The organism is Flagellimonas meishanensis, from assembly GCF_019880545.1.
GTDB lineage: Bacteria > Bacteroidota > Bacteroidia > Flavobacteriales > Flavobacteriaceae > Flagellimonas > Flagellimonas meishanensis.
In genome coordinates this window covers 91318-107977 of the sequence record NZ_JAINVW010000003.1, presented here as the reverse complement: position 1 = coordinate 107977, position 16660 = coordinate 91318, and the positions used below count along the sequence as shown (strand labels likewise).

The following is a 16660-nucleotide window of genomic DNA, read 5'->3' as shown; positions in this document are numbered from 1 at the left end:
CCATGAGCAAAATAACCGTTTTCTGTCCCGCCACCATTGCCAATGTTTCCTGTGGGTTTGATGTGCTCGGATTGGCCCTGGACTCCGTTGGCGATTTGATGACGGTTCGAAAGAGCACTGAAAAAGGCATACGAATAACCAAGATCGTTGGGCAGGAACTGCCCCTGGAAACAGAAAAGAACGTGGCTGGAATAGCGGGGAATGCCCTATTGGAACAAAGTGGTTATCAAGGCGGTTTTGAGATTGAAATCGACAAGCGCATAAAACCCGGAAGCGGTATTGGGAGTAGTGCAGCAAGCTCCGCAGGAGCGGTGTGGGCCATGAATGAACTCTTGGACAGGCCTTTTTCAAAATTGGAGCTGGTGCAATTTGCCATGCAAGGGGAAAATCTGGCAAGTGGCACGGCCCATGCGGACAACGTGGCACCAGCAATTTTTGGGGGCTTCACTTTGGTACGGAGCTACAATCCTTTGGATATCGTGCCCCTTCCCACCCCATCAGAACTTGTGGCCACTGTGATCCATCCTCAAATAGAAATCAAAACATCGGATTCCCGAAAAATCCTAAAGACCACCATCTCCCTTAAAAAAGGTATAGAACAATGGGGAAACGTTGGCGGATTGATCGCCGGTTTGTTCAAAAGTGATTACGAATTGATCGGTCGCTCTTTGGAAGACCATATCGTGGAGCCCATCCGGTCCATACTGATACCCCTATTCGGAAATGTAAAGTTCAACGCCCTAGAGGCCGGAGCACTGGGCTGTGGCATTTCTGGCTCTGGACCTTCCATTTTTGCCCTGAGCAAAGGAATGGAAACAGCGGAAAGGGTGGCACAATCCATGAAAGAAACTTACACGGGTATTGGAATTCCTTTCGATGTACATGTATCAAGAATAAATACCGAAGGTATAAAGCAAATTGGATAGATCCATGAAGTTCCACAGTTTAAACAATCCATCCATTACAGCGTCCTTTAAGCAGGCGGTGGTTGCGGGAATTGCCCCGGACAAGGGACTCTATTTCCCGGATAGCATACGGCCCCTGACCAAATCTTTTTTTGATAACATTGAGGATCTGACAGACCATGATATTGCATTTGAAGCTATCCATCAATTTGTGAAAGGGGATATTCCCGATTCGGTTTTAAGGGAAATCATTGCCAACACCTTGGATTTTGAATTTCCGGTTGTGGACATAGCGGAAAATGTGGGCGCTTTGGAACTCTTTCATGGCCCCACCATGGCCTTCAAGGATGTAGGGGCACGATTTATGGCGAACTGTTTGGGTTATTTTTCAAAAGGTCAAAAAGAGGAGGTTACCGTTCTGGTAGCCACTTCTGGAGATACCGGAGGAGCTGTCGCCAATGGTTTTTTAGGGGTGGATGGGGTCAACGTCGTGATTCTATACCCCAGTGGAAAAGTAAGTGACATTCAGGAAAGACAGCTGACCACTTTGGGGAAAAATATTGAAGCCATGGAGGTGAAAGGCACTTTTGATGATTGCCAAAGGATGGTCAAGACCGCATTTTTGGACTGCGACATTACAGATAGAAAAAAATTGACCTCTGCCAACAGCATCAATGTGGCCCGATGGTTGCCCCAACTGTTCTACTTTCTGTTTGCCTACAAACAGACCAAATCAAAAAACAAAGAGCTTATTTTTTCCGTCCCATCCGGTAATTTTGGAAACATCTGTGCCGGTATGGTGGCCCAGAAATTGGGCATGCCCGTGAAGCATTTTGTGGCTTCGACCAATGCAAACGACATTGTTCCAAAATTCATGGAAAAAGGAATTTATCAACCAAAACCCTCCACCGCCACGATATCCAATGCCATGGATGTTGGAGATCCAAGCAATTTTGTACGCATCCGAAGATTGTACAACGACGATTTGCAAAAGCTGAGAGCGAATCTTTCATCCTATGCCTTTACCGACGAGGCAACAAAAAAAACAATGAAAAAAATCCATTCCGATACGGGCTACATCTTAGATCCACATGGTGCCGTGGGATATCTTGGCCTAAAGGAATATCAAAAAACCCATCCCAATACCTACGGTATCTTCTTGGAGACCGCACACCCTGTCAAGTTTTTGGATGTGGTTGAAGAAACCATCGGGTACAGTCCCGCTATTCCTCCCCAAATTCAACGAGTGATGGACAAGAAAAAAAGGTCGCATGCCATTTCCACCTATGCAGAGTTAAAGTCCTATCTATTGGCACATTAGCATGTGCAATGCCCCATTTTAACAAAAGATTGTTCAAAACATTGGCCCGGCGAGAGGCGCATCTTAGTCGAATTCAATAAATTTACGGCCATTAAACCAATGGAATGAAAAAGACCGCATTATACGAGACCCACAAGTCATTGGGTGCAAAAATGGTTCCCTTTGCCGGGTACGAAATGCCTGTTTCCTACGAAGGTGTGAACATGGAACACGAAACCGTTCGCAAGGCCGTCGGAGTGTTCGATGTATCGCACATGGGAGAGTTTTTGATTGAAGGGCCCAATGCCCTTGAACTCATCCAAAAAGTGACCTCCAATGATGCTTCCAAGTTGACTATTGGAAAGGCGCAATACAGTTGCCTGCCCAATGAGACAGGAGGCATAGTGGACGACCTTATTGTTTACCAAGTCAAGGATGAAACCTATTTATTGGTGGTCAATGCGTCCAATATAGATAAGGATTGGGAACATATCTCGAAATACAATCAAAGTATAGGCGCCACAATGCGCAACATCTCCGATGATTACTCCCTATTGGCAATTCAGGGACCAAAGGCGGTGGAGGCCATGCAGTCGCTTTCTTCCGTTGATCTCGCTTCCATTAAATTTTACAATTTTGTAGTTTCCGATTTTGCCGGTATCGAACACGTGATCATTTCGGCCACTGGCTATACCGGTTCAGGTGGCTTTGAGATTTATTGCAAGAATTCCGAAGTAAAGCAAGTATGGGACCGCGTGATGGAAGCAGGGGCAGATTTTGGCATCAAGCCGATTGGTTTGGCCGCGCGGGATACCTTACGACTCGAAATGGGTTACTGCCTTTACGGAAACGACATTGACGATACCACCTCCCCTTTCGAGGCCGGTTTAGGTTGGATCACCAAATTCACCAAAGATTTTGTGAACAGCGAGGCCTTGGCCAAGGAAAAAGAAACCGGCCCAAAAAGAAAATTAGTGGCCCTTAAAATGGAGGAAAGAGGTATCCCTAGGAATGGCTATCCCATAGTGGACGAAGCCGGCAAAGAAATAGGCAAGGTAACTTCCGGGACCATGTCACCTTCTTTGTCCCAGGGCATAGGGCTTGGATATGTTACCACAGGGTTTTCCGAAGTTGGCACTACCGTTTACATTCAAATCCGAAAGAGTGCGGTACCCGCGACGGTGGTAAAACTCCCTTTTTATAAAAACACCTAGACCAAATTTGGACAAAAAAAAGATTCTAATACTGGGAGCCAGCGGATTTGTGGGCAATGCCATTTACAAAGAACTCTGCTCCTACTTTGACACGTATGGAACCTGTTGTTCCAACCGTACGTTTGCCTCCAATAACCAGTTTTTGAAATATGACCTGGAGGAAGATGATATTTTCAAAATTTTTGAAAAGGTGCGGCCGGATATCATCATATCTTCCTTACGGGGAAATTTTTCTGCACAGATACAGGCCCATCAGCATATCATGGAATATTTGGTGAAGCATGACACCCGATTGTATTTCATCTCCTCCGCCAATGTTTTTGATGCCTACAGCAAATATCCTTCCTACGAGTTTGACAAAACACTTTCCGAAAGCGTATACGGACGGCTAAAAATAAAGATCGAGAACATGATGATGCGATTGCCCCCGGAAAAAATGGCAATCCTCCGGGTGCCCATGGTGTTTGGCAATACATCGCCAAGAATCAGGGAGATTAAGGAAACCCTGGAAAACAAGGAGCCCATTGAGGTGTTTCCCAATCTCATCATCAATGTGACCAATGATGACCGGTTGACGCAACAATTGCATTATCTCATCAACAGGAACAAAACTGGAATTTTTCATTTGGGGAGTCAAGACCTTATACAGCATGAAGAATTCATCAAAGAGGTGATTCGAAAAATGGGGAACTACCATCCCATTCTAAAACGCGTGTTCACCACCAATGAAGACCGCTATCTGGCCGCCCTTCCCAAGCACAATAAGCTGCCCAAAAACCTGCGGATAAAATACCAGGAAATCATTGACCATCATCTTCCTGTTTAGTTTACCCTTCGGATTTCTCTACCTTTATAAAAATATAGATCTATGGAAAAACTGAATGAAAATCAGGTGAAGGAAGCGCTCAAAAAACTGGATGGATGGTCGTTGGAGGAAGGAATGATCACCAAATCCTTTAAGTTTAAGGACTTTAAGGAAGCATTCGCCATCATGACCCACATTGCATTCGTGTGCGAGGAACAAAACCATCATCCGAACTGGGAAAATGTATACAACAACCTGACCATAAAACTGAACACACACGATGTGGATGGGATCACACAAAAAGATCTGCGCCTGGCACAAAGCATTGAAGGCATCATCAATCCATGAAATAAAGCGCTTAACCAGTACTTGACACAGGGTCAATTTTTGCTAAATTTGCCCGTATTTTTCAGTACATATTCATATGGGAAGAGCATTTGAATTTAGAAAAGCAAGGAAGATGAAACGCTGGGCCGCGATGTCCAAGGCGTTCACCAGAATAGGCAAGGACATTGTAATGGCCGTAAAGGAAGGTGGCCCAGACCCGGATTCCAACTCCAAACTAAGGGCCGTGATCCAGAATGCCAAGGCGGTCAACATGCCCAAGGACAATATTGAGCGGGCCATAAAAAGGGCCTCGGACAAAAGCCAGGGAGACTTTAAGGAAGTCATTTTTGAAGGATATGCTCCCCACGGTATTGCCATTCTGATTGAGACCGCTACAGATAACAATACGAGGACCGTGGCCAACATCCGAAGTTATTTCAATAAATGCAATGGAAGTCTTGGAACTTCCGGTTCGGTGGAGTTCATGTTCGACCATACCTGCAACTTCACCATAAATCCCGAAGGGATAGATTCCGAAGAATTGGAACTTGAGATGATCGATTATGGTGCCGAAGAGGTTTTTGTGGATGAAGATGGCATTCACATCTATGCGCCCTTTGAAAATTTTGGCGCCATACAGAAAGAACTGGAATCACGGGACATTGAAATTATCTCCTCAGGTTTTGAGCGCATTCCCCAAGTGACCAAGGAACTTACCGAAGAGGAAATGGCCGATGTGGAAAAGCTGTTGGAAAAGATTGAAGAGGATGATGATGTGCAGAACGTATACCACACTATGCAGGAATAGGATATACCCCCCGAATAATCGTATTTCAGCTTGTCCAATTTTTAACATTCCAAAATAGATTTACGTTGATATAATTTGTAACTTATTGTACATCAATAAATTATGTTAATCATGAAATCAATCTCAAAATTCATCGCCCTTTTATTGCTCTTGTTTTTTGTTTTATCCTGCTCAGATGACGACGGTACCAGTCTCGAAGGCACCGACATTTCCATCAGCGATATCCAAGGCAATTGGAATGCCATTAGAGCTATTTTTGGTCTGGCGGGAGAAGGCCCCGTGGTAGAGTTTGACGTTTTGGAAGAAGGCGGGTCTGCCACCTTGGCCATTCAGGCCAATGGACGCTTTACGCTGACCCTTAACATTCCCGGAGAAGGTGTCGATACCATTACCGGACAAATGTCTTTTGATGAGGACCTTTTGGTCGTGGAATTTGATGATTCCCCTGGAGAATCGGAATTTTTTGGTATTCAGAGTACCGCCACCACATTGTCCATAAACGGTCCTGCTGAGTTTGATTTTGACGGCGACGGAACGGATGAACCGGCAGAAGTTGAACTGGATTTTGTAAGGGCCTGATCAAAAATTGCATTTGTTTGGTTTAGGAATGATATATTCTAATCTTGAATCCGACTTAGAGATAAATACCTGAACCATGAGAATACCGATATTACTCTTTGCACTATTACTAAGCTCTTCGATACTATCGCAAGAGATGGATTCCGATAAACTGTATGCAATTATCGAAAGGGAGTCGGATACGGTACGAATTCAGGGGAACTCCTATCAGTTCATCATCAATGAGCGTCTATTGATGTGCATTTTTGATGAAAATGCCAACCGCATGCGAATCATCAGTCCCATTATAGAGCGGGAAAAATTGGAAGAGGATGAATTACTAAACGCCTTGGTGGCCAATTTCCATTCCGTACTTGATGTAAAATATGCGCTAAGTGACGAAATAATATGGTCCGTTTATGCCCATCCGCTCAAAGAGCTTTCAGAGCCCCAGGTCGTAGATGCCATTCAACAGGTTTATGCTGCGGCGGTGACTTTTGGGAGTTCCTATTCGAGCACAAATATGGTTTTCCCTGGTAATACGAAAAAAGTGGAGAAACCCAAACCCAAGGTCCTAAAGAAAATTTAGAAACTGTATTCCGGAATTTTTCCTTTCACCCCTTTATAAAAAGCATGGATTTTTTCAAAGTCCAATTCCATATTGGTGCTTGGGAAAAAGGGTTCTGAAATTTTTACTTGTTTCTTGCCGAAATCAAAAGCTACCATGACTATGGGCACTTGGGCCATTTTGGCTATATGATAAAAACCCGTTTTTAAGGTATGCACCTTTTTCCGTGTCCCCTCTGGAGCCAATGCAAAACGAAAAATTTCCCTTTCCCTAAAAATTTGGGCAATGCTTTCCACGGTGTTGGAGTTTTTAGATCGGTCCACCGGGGCACCCCCTGTCCACCTAAAAAACCATCCAAAAGGTGGGTTGAAAAGACTTTTCTTTCCAATATAGTTTATTTCTTTGTTGACCACTTTGCGCACCAATAGCCCTAGGAAAAAATCAAACCAGTGCGTATGGGGGACCACAATGACCACACACTTGTCTACCTCTGGAAAAGTACCCAGCATGTTCCATCCAAGAACTTTGTAGTATATGAATTTGGATAATCTATGCATGTGTCAACCTGTATGTGATATGCAAAATAAAAATAGCCCAAAATGACCCCTATATCTTCTCGTACAGGCCTTGCAGCCGTTTTGGTGTCATTATTGTTTTCCAATTGGGGCCCAGGGCATTTTCCCATAGGGCTTCCATGCCAAGGGCGACATTGATCAATGTATCAAAATCATCTTGGGTGAGATTGGCACAGGTGCCTTGAGGCAATTCAATTTGATGTTTTTGAACCATCTGTTTAAAGAGCTCCACCCCTCTGGGATAAAACTCGCCCAAATGTTGAAATACCAGGCAGTTTCCAATTCCGTGTTTGGTTCCCAATAGATAGGAAAGACCATAGCTCATGGCATGCGCAATGCCCACTTGGGAATAGGCAATGCTCATTCCGCCGTGCCAGGAGGCCATCATCAACTTATCCCTGGATTCGCTTTCCGATAAATCATCCAAGAACACCTCTTTGCACAATTCCAATGCCTTTTCGCCATAGCTTTTGCTAAAAGCATTCAAATAGGTTCCTTCCAAGGATTCAACACAATGGATAAAACAGTCCATTCCCGTATAGAACCATTGATCCTTTGGAACGGTCCGGGTTAAATCCGGGTCCAATATTACTTGATCATACGTGGTATAATCCGAATTGATACCCAACTTTTTTTCCGGTCCCAGAAGCACCGTTGTACGGGACACCTCGGCCCCTGTTCCGCTGACGGTGGGAATACCTACATGATACAGGGAAGGGCGTCCAACCAAATCCCATCCCTGGTAATCCTTGGCCAATCCCTTGTTGTTAAGGAGGATGGATACAGCCTTGGCCAAATCCAACAGTGTTCCCCCACCAATACCAATAATGCCGGATGGTTTCTCATCAAACTTTTCATTGATGTGCGCCACTAGTGTATCCACTTGCTCTGTCTTTGGCTCCTCCTCAGCAGAAACAAAGATTATCTCATCATTGAACATCAATGGTATCCGTGATGCAAATTCTTGGTTCTCAAAAAAATCGTCAATCAAAAAAATGAAGGGTGCATCGGAATTTTTACGTTTGGGCAACAGGATTTCCCCCAATTGGGAAAAACAACCTGGTCCAAAAATGACACGGGGCACCATAGGAAAATTACGGTACGTGGTCTTCTTATTGGGTGTGGTATCTCTATTCTTCAATTCTTCTTTCGTCTTCATCAGTGGTCCAAATACTTCAAAATATCCTTTAAGCGGCTCAATTTTAGATGGTTGTTCACCATTTCCTCTTCTGCGACCATTTCATGTGCCCATGTAGTATGGAACGGTACATGCACGGCCCTCGCACCAATGTTCAATATAGGCAATACATCGGACTTTAGGGAATTGCCAATCATTAAAAACTCGCTCACCTTTATATCCAAATGGTCCAGCAAATTTTGATAATTGCTTTCCTTTTTATCACTCAATACCTCCACGTGATGGAAATACTGGGAAAGGCCGGATTTTTCCAATTTTCGTTCCTGGTCCAACAAGTCGCCCTTTGTCAAAACTATCAAGCGATACTTTCCAGACAATTGGGCCAAAACCTCCTCAACGCCATCCAATAATTCCACGGGGTGTGAGATCATTTTTTTGCCCAGTTCCAGAATCTTGGCGATGGTTTCTTGGGGCACCTGTTTGTTTGAAAGGTCCAGTGCGGACTCTATCATGGACAAAACAAATCCTTTTATGCCATAACCATAGGTCTCCAGGTTCTTCATTTCCATTTTGAAGAGTTCCTGGTCTATTTTGTTCTTGGTCTCATAATCTTCCAACAATTCGGCAAAAAGTTCTTCCGTCTCCCGAAAATAGGTCTCGTTCACCCAAAGGGTGTCGTCTGCATCGAACCCGATTACCTTTATGCTTTTGAAATCTACTTCCATGCCCTTCTCGCGTGTTCCAAATCCTCTGGGGTATCAATTTCGATACCGGTGACATGCGTTTCCACCATCTTTATTTTTTTTCCGTATTCCAGGAACCGAATTGCCTCAATCTTTTCCTTGGCCTCCAAGGGCCGCATGGGCAATTGTTGAAAATCCAACAAAGCTCTTTTCCTAAAGGCATAAACCCCTTTGTGCTTATAATAGGTTGATGTCACTTTTTCATCCCTTGGATAGGGAATGGGTGATCTTGAAAAATAAAGTGCAAAGTTTTGGTTGTCCACAACCACTTTTACTGTATTGGGGTTTGAAATCTCTTCCCAATCTGAGATTGGGGTCATCAGGGAAGCCAGGTCAATTTGTTTCTCATCATCTGCCTTGAAAACAGCAATTGTCTTTGCCAAACTCTCTTTATCGATAAAGGGTTCATCTCCCTGCACATTGATGACGATGTCCACCTCCATATCAAGAATGGCCTCGGCTATCCTGTCACTGCCGCTCTCGTGTTGATTTCTGCTCATGATCACTTTTCCACCAACTTCACCAATGGCCTTTGCAATGGTTTCACTGTCGGTGACCACATAAACCATATCAAACAATCCGGTATTTACAGCCGCTTCATAAGTGCGCACAATTACCGGTTTCCCACACAGATCCTGCATAAGCTTTGCCGGAAATCGCGAGGCCTGGTATCTGGCCGGAATCATTGAAATTACTTTCACATTTGCAAAATCTGGTTGACGTTTTACCTTTTGGGCCGCAATTTACGGTATATCCTGAAGATGATAACCAAGATTATGATGACCAATATGGCGGCAATGGGTGGAACCAAAATCGAAGCGGTTGAAACCGCTACCGCCGTTCCGGTTTCTATGGTTGCTACCAAAGGGTTTGCCAATCCACCCGTCGTGGTCGTTGAGGTCAATCTTCCGGCGGCATTGGCTCCCTTTATGGCGGTCGCCGTACCCCCTCCAGCAATAATAGCCAATGACCAAGTGACCACAGGATCTAAATTGGCAATTGTTGAGACCATCACGGCCGTACCCGCCACGGCTGCCAAAGGAACAGCTATGGAATCCAAGGCATTGTCCAGCCAAGGGATGAAATAGGCAAAAATTTCCACCAAAGTGGCAACGCCCAAGGCAACAAGTGCCGTAAGGCTACCTATCCACTGCCAATTTTCATTGAGCTCCCAAGCACCAAAGTGTGCAGCCAAGCTGAGGGCAAACAATGGCAGAAACACCCTAAATCCGACCGAAGCGGCCAAACCGATTCCTAAAAAAATACTTAGTATGGTATCCGGTGATAAGTTCATGGTCATGTCTAAAATAGCGTATTCCTAGTCAAGAAAAAAATCATCTTTGAATCCGATTAGGTACAATCGTCTCTGAGCCCTTGTTACCGCTGTGTAAAGCCATCTCAAATAGTCTTTATCCACCCCATTTGGCAAATAGGGCTGTTCAACAAATACAGTGTCCCACTGTCCCCCCTGGGATTTGTGGCACGTAATGGCATATGAAAATTTAACCTGTAGTGCATTAAAGAATCTGTTGTTCTTTACGCCCAGGAACTTTTTGTATTTTGATTTCTCGTGAGCGTAGTCTTGCATTACCTCTTGGTACAGCTTGTTCCCATCATCGTAGGAAAGCGATGGGGTCTCCGCGTTTATGGTATCCAACAGCAATACGGTTTCAAAGGGTTTTTGATTCGGATAGTCCACCATTTTCACTTTCACCTCGGCAAAAGAGAACCCATAGAGTTCCTTTATGGAAAAAAGCTCCAATATTTCAATGATATCCCCATTGGCAATAAACCCGGCCTCTGAATTGGGTCTAAGCCAAAAGTAGTTGTTCTTGACCACCATCATGTAGTCGCCTACGGCTATTTCGCTGTCCAAAAACAGGATGCGTTCCCTAATGTTCTTATTATAAAGGTTGGCCCGTTTGTTGGACCGCACAATGATCACAGTCTCCTCTTTTCCCTTTTCGAGGTAGGAAGAATCTATGGCTTCTTGAATGTCGTTGCCGTCAACCAGTCTCACAACATCTTTGAAAGGAGCCAATTCAAACTGAAAACGGTCAAAAAATTGGGATTGGAGTTGTTCCCTTAAATTGGTGGCATTGTATAGGATCCCGGAATTTTCGGCTTGCCGCATCACCTCATCCAGTTCCATGGTCTGCACCTCTTTATCATAGTTCAAGGACAATCTTTCCTCTTCCAGAGCCGGACTGATCTCCAGTTTCACCGGTGGCAATTGCGCCGTATCCCCTATCAATATCAATTTGCAGTTGTTACCTGAATGCACAAAGTACATAAGGTCATCCAGCAGCGAACCATTTTCAAAGAGCTTGGAGTCTGCTGGGGAATCCGAAATCATGGAAGCCTCATCTACTATGAACAGGGTGTTCTTATGCTTGTTGGGGGCTAGTATGAACTGCACGCCACCTCCTTTTTGTTTCTTGGGGAAGTAAATCTTTTTATGGATGGTAAATGCCATATCCCCGGCATACAGCGACATTACCTTTGCCGCCCTGCCAGTTGGTGCCATGAGCACGGCACTCTTCTTTATCTTCCAAAGATTATTGACAATGGTGGCAATAATGGTGGTTTTTCCCGTACCGGCAAAACCCTTTAAAAGGAACAATTCGTTCCTTTTCCCCTCCAAAATAAACTGGCTGAGTCGCTCCAGTGCCACATGCTGTTTTTCGGTAGGTTCATGTGGGAACTTTTCGGTCAAAATCTTCAAAAAACCAGATGCTTGGGGGTAGTCCATGTGGGTTAAAGATAGTATGGTTTTTTAAAGCAAAAAGTTTCGTGATTAAAAAAAAATTGTAGATTTGTCTGTAACCGCTAAATTAACTCTGAAAGACAATACCGATTATGTTAAACTTAATTCTTATCGTTGTACTAATATTCCTGGTGACCATCGGGCTTGTATTCGTTATTGACAGATTCCTACCCCAAAAAATCAAACCTTTTCTTGTACTCGGCTTTGGACTGTTGAGCATTTTCCTGGGCTATAAAATATACCAATCCGTCAATGCGCCCATTGAGTTCAACAAGGTAAGACAGGAAAGATTTTCAAAAGTAATTGCCAAACTAAAGGATATCAGGGACTCCCAGGAGGCCTACAAGGTGGTGAACGGAAAGTATGCCAATGATTTCAATAGCTTGGTGCAGTTTATCGACACGGCCAATTTCACCATTACCCAGCAGCGCGATTCCTCCTTTATGCGCTTCGACAAGGTTTACCAAATCGAGTTGCAGCAGGATACCGTGGTCATTGACACCTTGGGTTTTATAAAAATAAGGGATTCCCTTTTCAGGGACAGCGATCGCTATAAGACCATGATGAATGTTCCTTATGCCCAAAATGATGAGAAGTTTGAAATGAAGGCGGACATCATCGACAAAAGTGGCTATAAAGCAGCTGTTTTTGAGGCAAAAGTAAAAAAGGACATCATCCTGTATGACCAACCCGAAGATTTAAGAACAAGGGAGAATGCCCACCAAAGTGTGGAAGAGGTCAACGGAACCGAAATAAAAGTGGGCTCTCTTACCGATGTAAGCACCAATGGTAACTGGCCACCGATCTATGACAGAAAGGACAACTAATATAGCGCAGGAAAGCACAGAAAATACCTTTAAGAAACTGTCCATTCAAGTTGGTTTGAATGGACTTTCTTTTTGTGCAGTGGACACTGTATCCAATAAAATTTTGCTGTTTGAAAAAGTGGACTTCAAATTGACCTCCACCCCCTACCTGATGCTCAAGGAGCTAAAAAACGTTTTGAACGAGCATAAGGATGCCTTGAAAGATTTTTCCGAGGTCGTTGTCATACACAAAAATGGACTTTTCAGCCTAGTGCCCAAACCCCTTTTCCACAAAGATGAACTGCCCAATTACCTAAAATTCAATGCGAAAATCATGGCCAATGACCAAATTGCCTATGATGAAATTGAAAATCAGGACATCGTCAATGTCTATGTCCCCTACACCAACGTAAACAACCACATCTTTGATCTTTTTGGGGAATTTGAGTTCAAGCACAGCGGTTCAGTGTTGATCTCAATGCTGCTCAACCAAGGAAGGATGGGCACAGACCCTGTTTGCTATGTGCAGGTCTCAAAAAAGGAAATGGAAATGGTGGTCATTTCAGAAAAGAAACTTTTGTTCTACAATCAGTTCGAGTATGGGACAAAGGAGGATTTGCTGTACTTTCTCCTTTTCAGCCTGGAACAGTTACAAGTGGATTTGGAAAAGATCCAGCTTAAACTGTTCGGCTCCATTGATGAAGGCGATGCTCTTTACGAGCTGTGCCGCAAATATATCGGCAACGTGTCGGTTTTTGTCCCAAGCCATGCCGCATTTCCTTTTGATGAAATGGAAAATCAAACCATTGACCTTACCGTACTCAGTTCCCTTTAATGCGAATCATATCTGGAAAATATAAGGGCAGAAGACTTGTTGCACCTAAAAAACTCCCCGTAAGGCCCACTACTGACATGGCGAAAGAGGGGCTGTTCAATATTTTGAACAATAGATTTCAATGGGATGGAATAAAAGTACTGGACCTATTTGCAGGTACGGGTAACATAAGTTTTGAATTTGCCTCAAGGGGAGTCGAGGAGATTGTTGCGGTGGACAGTTTTGCCGGTTGCATACAATACATCAACAAAATAGCACAGGAATTGGACTTTCCCATTACGCCGCTAAAATCCAATGTCTTCAAATTCTTGGAGCGTACCCAGCAAAAGTTTGACATCATCTTTGCAGATCCTCCCTATAATCTTGCCGAAGAAAAGCTTACCAGTATCATAGGCCATGTAATGGAAAAAGGGCTTTTGGAAGAAGGTGGCGTACTGGTCCTTGAACATGCCGAACAGAAGAATCTGTCCTCCCATGCGCATTTTAGCGAGGCAAGGAAATATGGAAGCAGTGTTTTTAGTTTTTTCAAAAAATAAAGCAGGCCATAAGCCGGATTCTGTATATCCCTACCATTTATCTAGGCCCCTGGTTGCCCAAAAGCTCAATCCGCCTACCCTCCAACTTGGACGTGCCGCCCTTTAATGTTGGTTTACATGGCGTTTCACCGCATAGAGTTTACCTGATTTCACTACAGCCGAACTGTACTTGCTTTCTGTTGCACTTGTCCTCACCTTTCGGTGGACGGGCGTTACCCGCTATGCCGCACTACGGTGTCCGGACTTTCCTCTCCAACTAATGTTGCAGCGATAAGGTGGCCTGCTCTGTGCAAAGATACTGCGATTGTTAATAAAAAGTAGGTTACATAGGTTACCAAAAGCAGGTTTGCGGAATCCTATTTTTATATTTGTACTAACCAGAAATTTCCAGATTTTGGAACCTTTCATAGTATCCGCCCGTAAATATCGTCCACAGACCTTTAAGGATGTGGTAGGACAGGAGGCCATCACCAATACCCTGCTCAATGCCATTGAGAACGATCATCTGGCACAAGCATTGTTGTTTTGTGGCCCAAGAGGGGTTGGAAAAACCACTTGTGCAAGAATTCTGGCCAAGCAAATAAACCAAGATGGTACACAAAGGGAGGATGAGGACTTTGCTTTTAACATTTTTGAACTCGACGCCGCTTCCAACAACTCGGTAGATGACATACGAAACCTGATTGATCAGGTGCGCATACCTCCGCAGGTTGGAAAATATAAAGTGTACATAATCGACGAGGTACATATGCTCTCCCAATCCGCATTCAACGCTTTTTTAAAGACCCTGGAGGAGCCCCCAAAACATGCCATTTTTATATTGGCAACCACGGAGAAGCACAAAATTATCCCGACCATACTTTCCCGTTGCCAAATTTTTGACTTCAAACGGATCACGGTCAAGGATGCCGCAGAATATTTGAAATATATAGCTGAACAGCAGGATATTGAAGCTGAAGAGGGCGCACTCCACATCATCGCGCAAAAAGCGGATGGCGCCATGCGGGATGCCCTATCCATTTTTGATCGTGTCGTGAGTTTTTCCGGGAAACAACTGAGCAGGAAAGCGGTCACGGAAAATCTGAATGTTCTGGATTATGATACCTATTTTTCCGCTACGGATTTAATTCTGGAAAACAATATCCCCGAACTGCTCTTGCTCTTCAACAAGACACTTTCACTCGGGTATGATGGACACCATTTCATTTCTGGATTGGCCACACATTTCAGGGATCTGTTGGTCTGTCAGCATCCTGATACCATCAGTCTGTTAGAGGTGAGTGATGATGTGAAAAACCAGTACCACGATCAAGCAAAGAAAGCGGACAAACGCTTTTTATTAAAGACACTTGACTTGGCAAACGACTGCGATCTAAAGTACAAGGCTAGCAAAAACCAGCGTCTTTTGGTGGAGCTCACCTTAATGAAAATGGCCTCCATCACCTTTGATGGTGAAAAAAAAAAGCGTGATTTCATAATCCCTGCCTCGCATTTTGTAAAAATAGATGCTCCCAATACGCAGGCCCATCCACCAAAACAAGAAACACAAGAGACTATCCCTCAGCTTGAAAGTGTAGCAGCGTCGGAAGAAATGTTACAAGAGGAGCAGTTGGAAACGATTCAAGAACCTCCACCGAACTATCAACCCAAGAAGAAAATTGAGATCAAGAATCCTGTTAAAAGGGTTTCGGGCCTGTCCTTGTCCAGCATAAAGGCGAAAAAGGAACATGAAAATGTCAAAGCCCCTAATCTTTCCAAGGAAGAGCTTCCCACAGAGCCGTTCTCTGAGGAGGAGATGCAACAGCACTGGAACGATTTTACACAAATGCTAAACGACAAGGGGAGAAAAATACTGGCGAGCAATTTTCAAACCGATGTACCCAAGCTAAAGAACGTAAACACCATTTGGATCGAACTTCCCAATGCCACCATGAAGAAAGAAGTGGAACTCGAACAAAGCCTGATGCTGGATTATCTAAAACAAAAGCTTAACAATTATTCCATTTCGCTGCAAATAACCGTAAATGAGGAAACCGCCAAGAAATTTGCCTTCACCCCGGCGGAAAAATATCAAAAACTAAAAGAGAAGAATCCCGCCATTGAACTGTTGCGCAAAGAGTTTGATCTCGATTTTTAGACCCTGGCCCATTCCTTGTATCTTTGCTTTTTAACTCGCTATAATACCAAGTCTCATGTTAGGACTAAAATTACCGACGGACCCAAGATGGGTGAACATCGTTGAAAAAAACATTGAAGAAATACTCACCGATCACGCGTATTGCGAACAGAAAGCAGCAAGCACGGCCATTTCGCTCATTATAGGTTTTCCGGAAAAGTCAGAATTGGTCAAGGAAATGACGGCTTTGGCACGGGAGGAAATGGGACACTTCAACATGGTACATGACAAAATCCTGAAACGGGGTTGGGTCTTGGGCCGGGAAAGGAAAGATGCCTATGTGATCGAGTTGATGAAGTTCTTTCCCAAAGGAGGGAGCAGGGAAACCCATTTGGTGCACAAGCTGTTGTACGCCGCCCTTATTGAAGCCAGGAGCTGTGAAAGGTTTCGGCTGCTTTCAGAAGAAATTCAGGATGGGGAACTGGCCGAATTCTATAGAAGTTTAATGGTCAGCGAAGCCAACCACTATACCATGTTCCTAAAATTTGCCCGCCAATACGGTAACCGCGACGAAGTGGACCGCAAATGGCAAGAACTGCTTGACTACGAAGCAGAATTAATGAAAAATCTGGGCAAAAAGGAAACCATGCACGGTTGAG

19 protein-coding genes and 1 other RNA gene are annotated in these 16660 nt (G+C 44.1%); 13 read left to right on the top strand and 7 right to left on the bottom strand.

Translation table 11 applies throughout. The annotated features are described in order from the left end of the window. The first annotated feature begins 2 nt into the window (after positions 1-2). From K7G75_RS08440 to K7G75_RS08405, 8 genes are all read left to right on the top strand, one after another. Positions 3-926, top strand: a complete 924-nt coding sequence (locus K7G75_RS08440; RefSeq protein WP_222983816.1) for a homoserine kinase — start codon at positions 3-5, stop codon at positions 924-926. Between the two features lie 4 nt (positions 927-930). Beyond that, a complete protein-coding gene (gene thrC, locus K7G75_RS08435; RefSeq protein WP_222983815.1) occupies positions 931-2226 on the top strand; it encodes a threonine synthase in 1296 nt (431 codons plus the stop codon). 104 nt (positions 2227-2330) lie between these two features. After that, positions 2331-3419 (top strand): glycine cleavage system aminomethyltransferase GcvT, encoded by a 1089-nt coding sequence (gcvT, locus tag K7G75_RS08430; RefSeq protein WP_222983814.1) that lies wholly within the window; start codon positions 2331-2333, stop codon positions 3417-3419. Between the two features lie 7 nt (positions 3420-3426). Next, positions 3427-4245, top strand: coding sequence for a sugar nucleotide-binding protein (locus K7G75_RS08425; RefSeq protein WP_222983813.1), 819 nt, complete (start codon positions 3427-3429; stop codon positions 4243-4245). Between the two features lie 42 nt (positions 4246-4287). Then, on the top strand, positions 4288-4572 hold the full coding sequence (locus tag K7G75_RS08420) for a 4a-hydroxytetrahydrobiopterin dehydratase (RefSeq protein WP_222983812.1): 285 nt from the start codon (positions 4288-4290) through the stop codon (positions 4570-4572). A gap of 76 nt (positions 4573-4648) precedes the next feature. Then, positions 4649-5359 (top strand): YebC/PmpR family DNA-binding transcriptional regulator, encoded by a 711-nt coding sequence (locus tag K7G75_RS08415; protein ID WP_222983811.1) that lies wholly within the window; start codon positions 4649-4651, stop codon positions 5357-5359. A 111-nt stretch (positions 5360-5470) separates the two neighbouring features. Further along, on the top strand, positions 5471-5938 hold the full coding sequence (locus tag K7G75_RS08410) for a hypothetical protein (protein WP_222983810.1): 468 nt from the start codon (positions 5471-5473) through the stop codon (positions 5936-5938). A 76-nt stretch (positions 5939-6014) separates the two neighbouring features. After that, entirely contained in the window at positions 6015-6506 is a 492-nt protein-coding gene (locus tag K7G75_RS08405) for a hypothetical protein (protein ID WP_222983809.1), read from the top strand. Here K7G75_RS08405 and K7G75_RS08400 read toward each other — a convergent pair. From K7G75_RS08400 to K7G75_RS08375, 6 genes are read right to left on the bottom strand one after another with little or no spacing between them, the layout of a single operon-like run. After that, positions 6503-7042: a 1-acyl-sn-glycerol-3-phosphate acyltransferase gene (locus K7G75_RS08400; protein ID WP_222983808.1), complete on the bottom strand. Its 540-nt coding sequence runs from the start codon at positions 7040-7042 to the stop codon at positions 6503-6505. The two genes, K7G75_RS08405 and K7G75_RS08400, sit on opposite strands and share 4 nt — an antisense overlap. Before the next feature lie 49 nt (positions 7043-7091). Then, positions 7092-8219: an iron-containing alcohol dehydrogenase family protein gene (locus K7G75_RS08395; RefSeq protein WP_222983807.1), complete on the bottom strand. Its 1128-nt coding sequence runs from the start codon at positions 8217-8219 to the stop codon at positions 7092-7094. After that, positions 8219-8923 (bottom strand): HAD family hydrolase, encoded by a 705-nt coding sequence (locus K7G75_RS08390; RefSeq protein ID WP_222983806.1) that lies wholly within the window; start codon positions 8921-8923, stop codon positions 8219-8221. Before K7G75_RS08390 ends, K7G75_RS08395 begins: the two co-directional genes overlap by 1 nt. After that, positions 8914-9627 (bottom strand): 3-deoxy-manno-octulosonate cytidylyltransferase, encoded by a 714-nt coding sequence (gene kdsB, locus K7G75_RS08385; RefSeq protein ID WP_222984992.1) that lies wholly within the window; start codon positions 9625-9627, stop codon positions 8914-8916. Before kdsB ends, K7G75_RS08390 begins: the two co-directional genes overlap by 10 nt. A 38-nt stretch (positions 9628-9665) precedes the next feature. After that, positions 9666-10235 (bottom strand): DUF4126 domain-containing protein, encoded by a 570-nt coding sequence (locus K7G75_RS08380; protein ID WP_222983805.1) that lies wholly within the window; start codon positions 10233-10235, stop codon positions 9666-9668. Positions 10236-10259: 24 nt separating this feature from the next. Further along, positions 10260-11693: an ATP-dependent DNA helicase gene (locus tag K7G75_RS08375; protein WP_222983804.1), complete on the bottom strand. Its 1434-nt coding sequence runs from the start codon at positions 11691-11693 to the stop codon at positions 10260-10262. Positions 11694-11800: 107 nt separating this feature from the next. Here K7G75_RS08375 and K7G75_RS08370 point away from each other — a divergent pair, with 107 nt between their 5' ends. From K7G75_RS08370 to K7G75_RS08360, 3 genes are read left to right on the top strand one after another with little or no spacing between them, the layout of a single operon-like run. Continuing rightward, on the top strand, positions 11801-12535 hold the full coding sequence (locus tag K7G75_RS08370) for a hypothetical protein (RefSeq protein ID WP_262420298.1): 735 nt from the start codon (positions 11801-11803) through the stop codon (positions 12533-12535). Then, a complete protein-coding gene (locus K7G75_RS08365; protein WP_262420297.1) occupies positions 12516-13349 on the top strand; it encodes a DUF3822 family protein in 834 nt (277 codons plus the stop codon). The genes K7G75_RS08370 and K7G75_RS08365 overlap by 20 nt, the downstream gene beginning before the upstream one ends. Then, complete coding sequence (locus K7G75_RS08360) at positions 13349-13885, top strand: RsmD family RNA methyltransferase (RefSeq protein ID WP_222983802.1); 537 nt, start codon at positions 13349-13351, stop codon at positions 13883-13885. Before K7G75_RS08365 ends, K7G75_RS08360 begins: the two co-directional genes overlap by 1 nt. Here the strand turns inward: K7G75_RS08360 and rnpB are convergent. After that, positions 13880-14172: RNase P RNA component class A (gene rnpB / locus K7G75_RS08355), an RNA gene on the bottom strand. The genes K7G75_RS08360 and rnpB overlap by 6 nt on opposite strands. A 107-nt stretch (positions 14173-14279) precedes the next feature. On the opposite strand from rnpB, the gene K7G75_RS08350 reads away from it, so the two are divergent. Together K7G75_RS08350 and K7G75_RS08345 are read left to right on the top strand one after the other, a co-directional pair. Beyond that, entirely contained in the window at positions 14280-16022 is a 1743-nt protein-coding gene (locus K7G75_RS08350; protein WP_222983801.1) for a DNA polymerase III subunit gamma/tau, read from the top strand. Between the two features lie 55 nt (positions 16023-16077). Beyond that, complete coding sequence (locus tag K7G75_RS08345) at positions 16078-16659, top strand: MiaE family protein (RefSeq protein WP_222983800.1); 582 nt, start codon at positions 16078-16080, stop codon at positions 16657-16659. Position 16660 lies beyond the last annotated feature (1 nt).

Excerpts from the sequence above, each read along its gene's own strand:
- K7G75_RS08440 (WP_222983816.1), top strand. The coding sequence starts at position 3 with ATGAGCAAAATAACCGTTTTCTGTCCCGCCACCATTGCCAATGTTTCC.
- thrC (WP_222983815.1), top strand. The coding sequence starts at position 931 with ATGAAGTTCCACAGTTTAAACAATCCATCCATTACAGCGTCCTTTAAG.
- gcvT (WP_222983814.1), top strand. The coding sequence starts at position 2,331 with ATGAAAAAGACCGCATTATACGAGACCCACAAGTCATTGGGTGCAAAA.
- K7G75_RS08420 (WP_222983812.1), top strand. The coding sequence starts at position 4,288 with ATGGAAAAACTGAATGAAAATCAGGTGAAGGAAGCGCTCAAAAAACTG.
- K7G75_RS08415 (WP_222983811.1), top strand. The coding sequence starts at position 4,649 with ATGGGAAGAGCATTTGAATTTAGAAAAGCAAGGAAGATGAAACGCTGG.
- K7G75_RS08410 (WP_222983810.1), top strand. The coding sequence starts at position 5,471 with ATGAAATCAATCTCAAAATTCATCGCCCTTTTATTGCTCTTGTTTTTT.
- K7G75_RS08405 (WP_222983809.1), top strand. The coding sequence starts at position 6,015 with ATGAGAATACCGATATTACTCTTTGCACTATTACTAAGCTCTTCGATA.
- K7G75_RS08400 (WP_222983808.1), bottom strand. The coding sequence starts at position 7,042 with ATGCATAGATTATCCAAATTCATATACTACAAAGTTCTTGGATGGAAC.
- K7G75_RS08395 (WP_222983807.1), bottom strand. The coding sequence starts at position 8,219 with ATGAAGACGAAAGAAGAATTGAAGAATAGAGATACCACACCCAATAAG.
- K7G75_RS08390 (WP_222983806.1), bottom strand. The coding sequence starts at position 8,923 with ATGGAAGTAGATTTCAAAAGCATAAAGGTAATCGGGTTCGATGCAGAC.
- kdsB (WP_222984992.1), bottom strand. The coding sequence starts at position 9,627 with ATGATTCCGGCCAGATACCAGGCCTCGCGATTTCCGGCAAAGCTTATG.
- K7G75_RS08380 (WP_222983805.1), bottom strand. The coding sequence starts at position 10,235 with ATGAACTTATCACCGGATACCATACTAAGTATTTTTTTAGGAATCGGT.
- K7G75_RS08375 (WP_222983804.1), bottom strand. The coding sequence starts at position 11,693 with ATGGACTACCCCCAAGCATCTGGTTTTTTGAAGATTTTGACCGAAAAG.
- K7G75_RS08370 (WP_262420298.1), top strand. The coding sequence starts at position 11,801 with ATGTTAAACTTAATTCTTATCGTTGTACTAATATTCCTGGTGACCATC.
- K7G75_RS08365 (WP_262420297.1), top strand. The coding sequence starts at position 12,516 with ATGACAGAAAGGACAACTAATATAGCGCAGGAAAGCACAGAAAATACC.
- K7G75_RS08360 (WP_222983802.1), top strand. The coding sequence starts at position 13,349 with ATGCGAATCATATCTGGAAAATATAAGGGCAGAAGACTTGTTGCACCT.
- K7G75_RS08345 (WP_222983800.1), top strand. The coding sequence starts at position 16,078 with ATGTTAGGACTAAAATTACCGACGGACCCAAGATGGGTGAACATCGTT.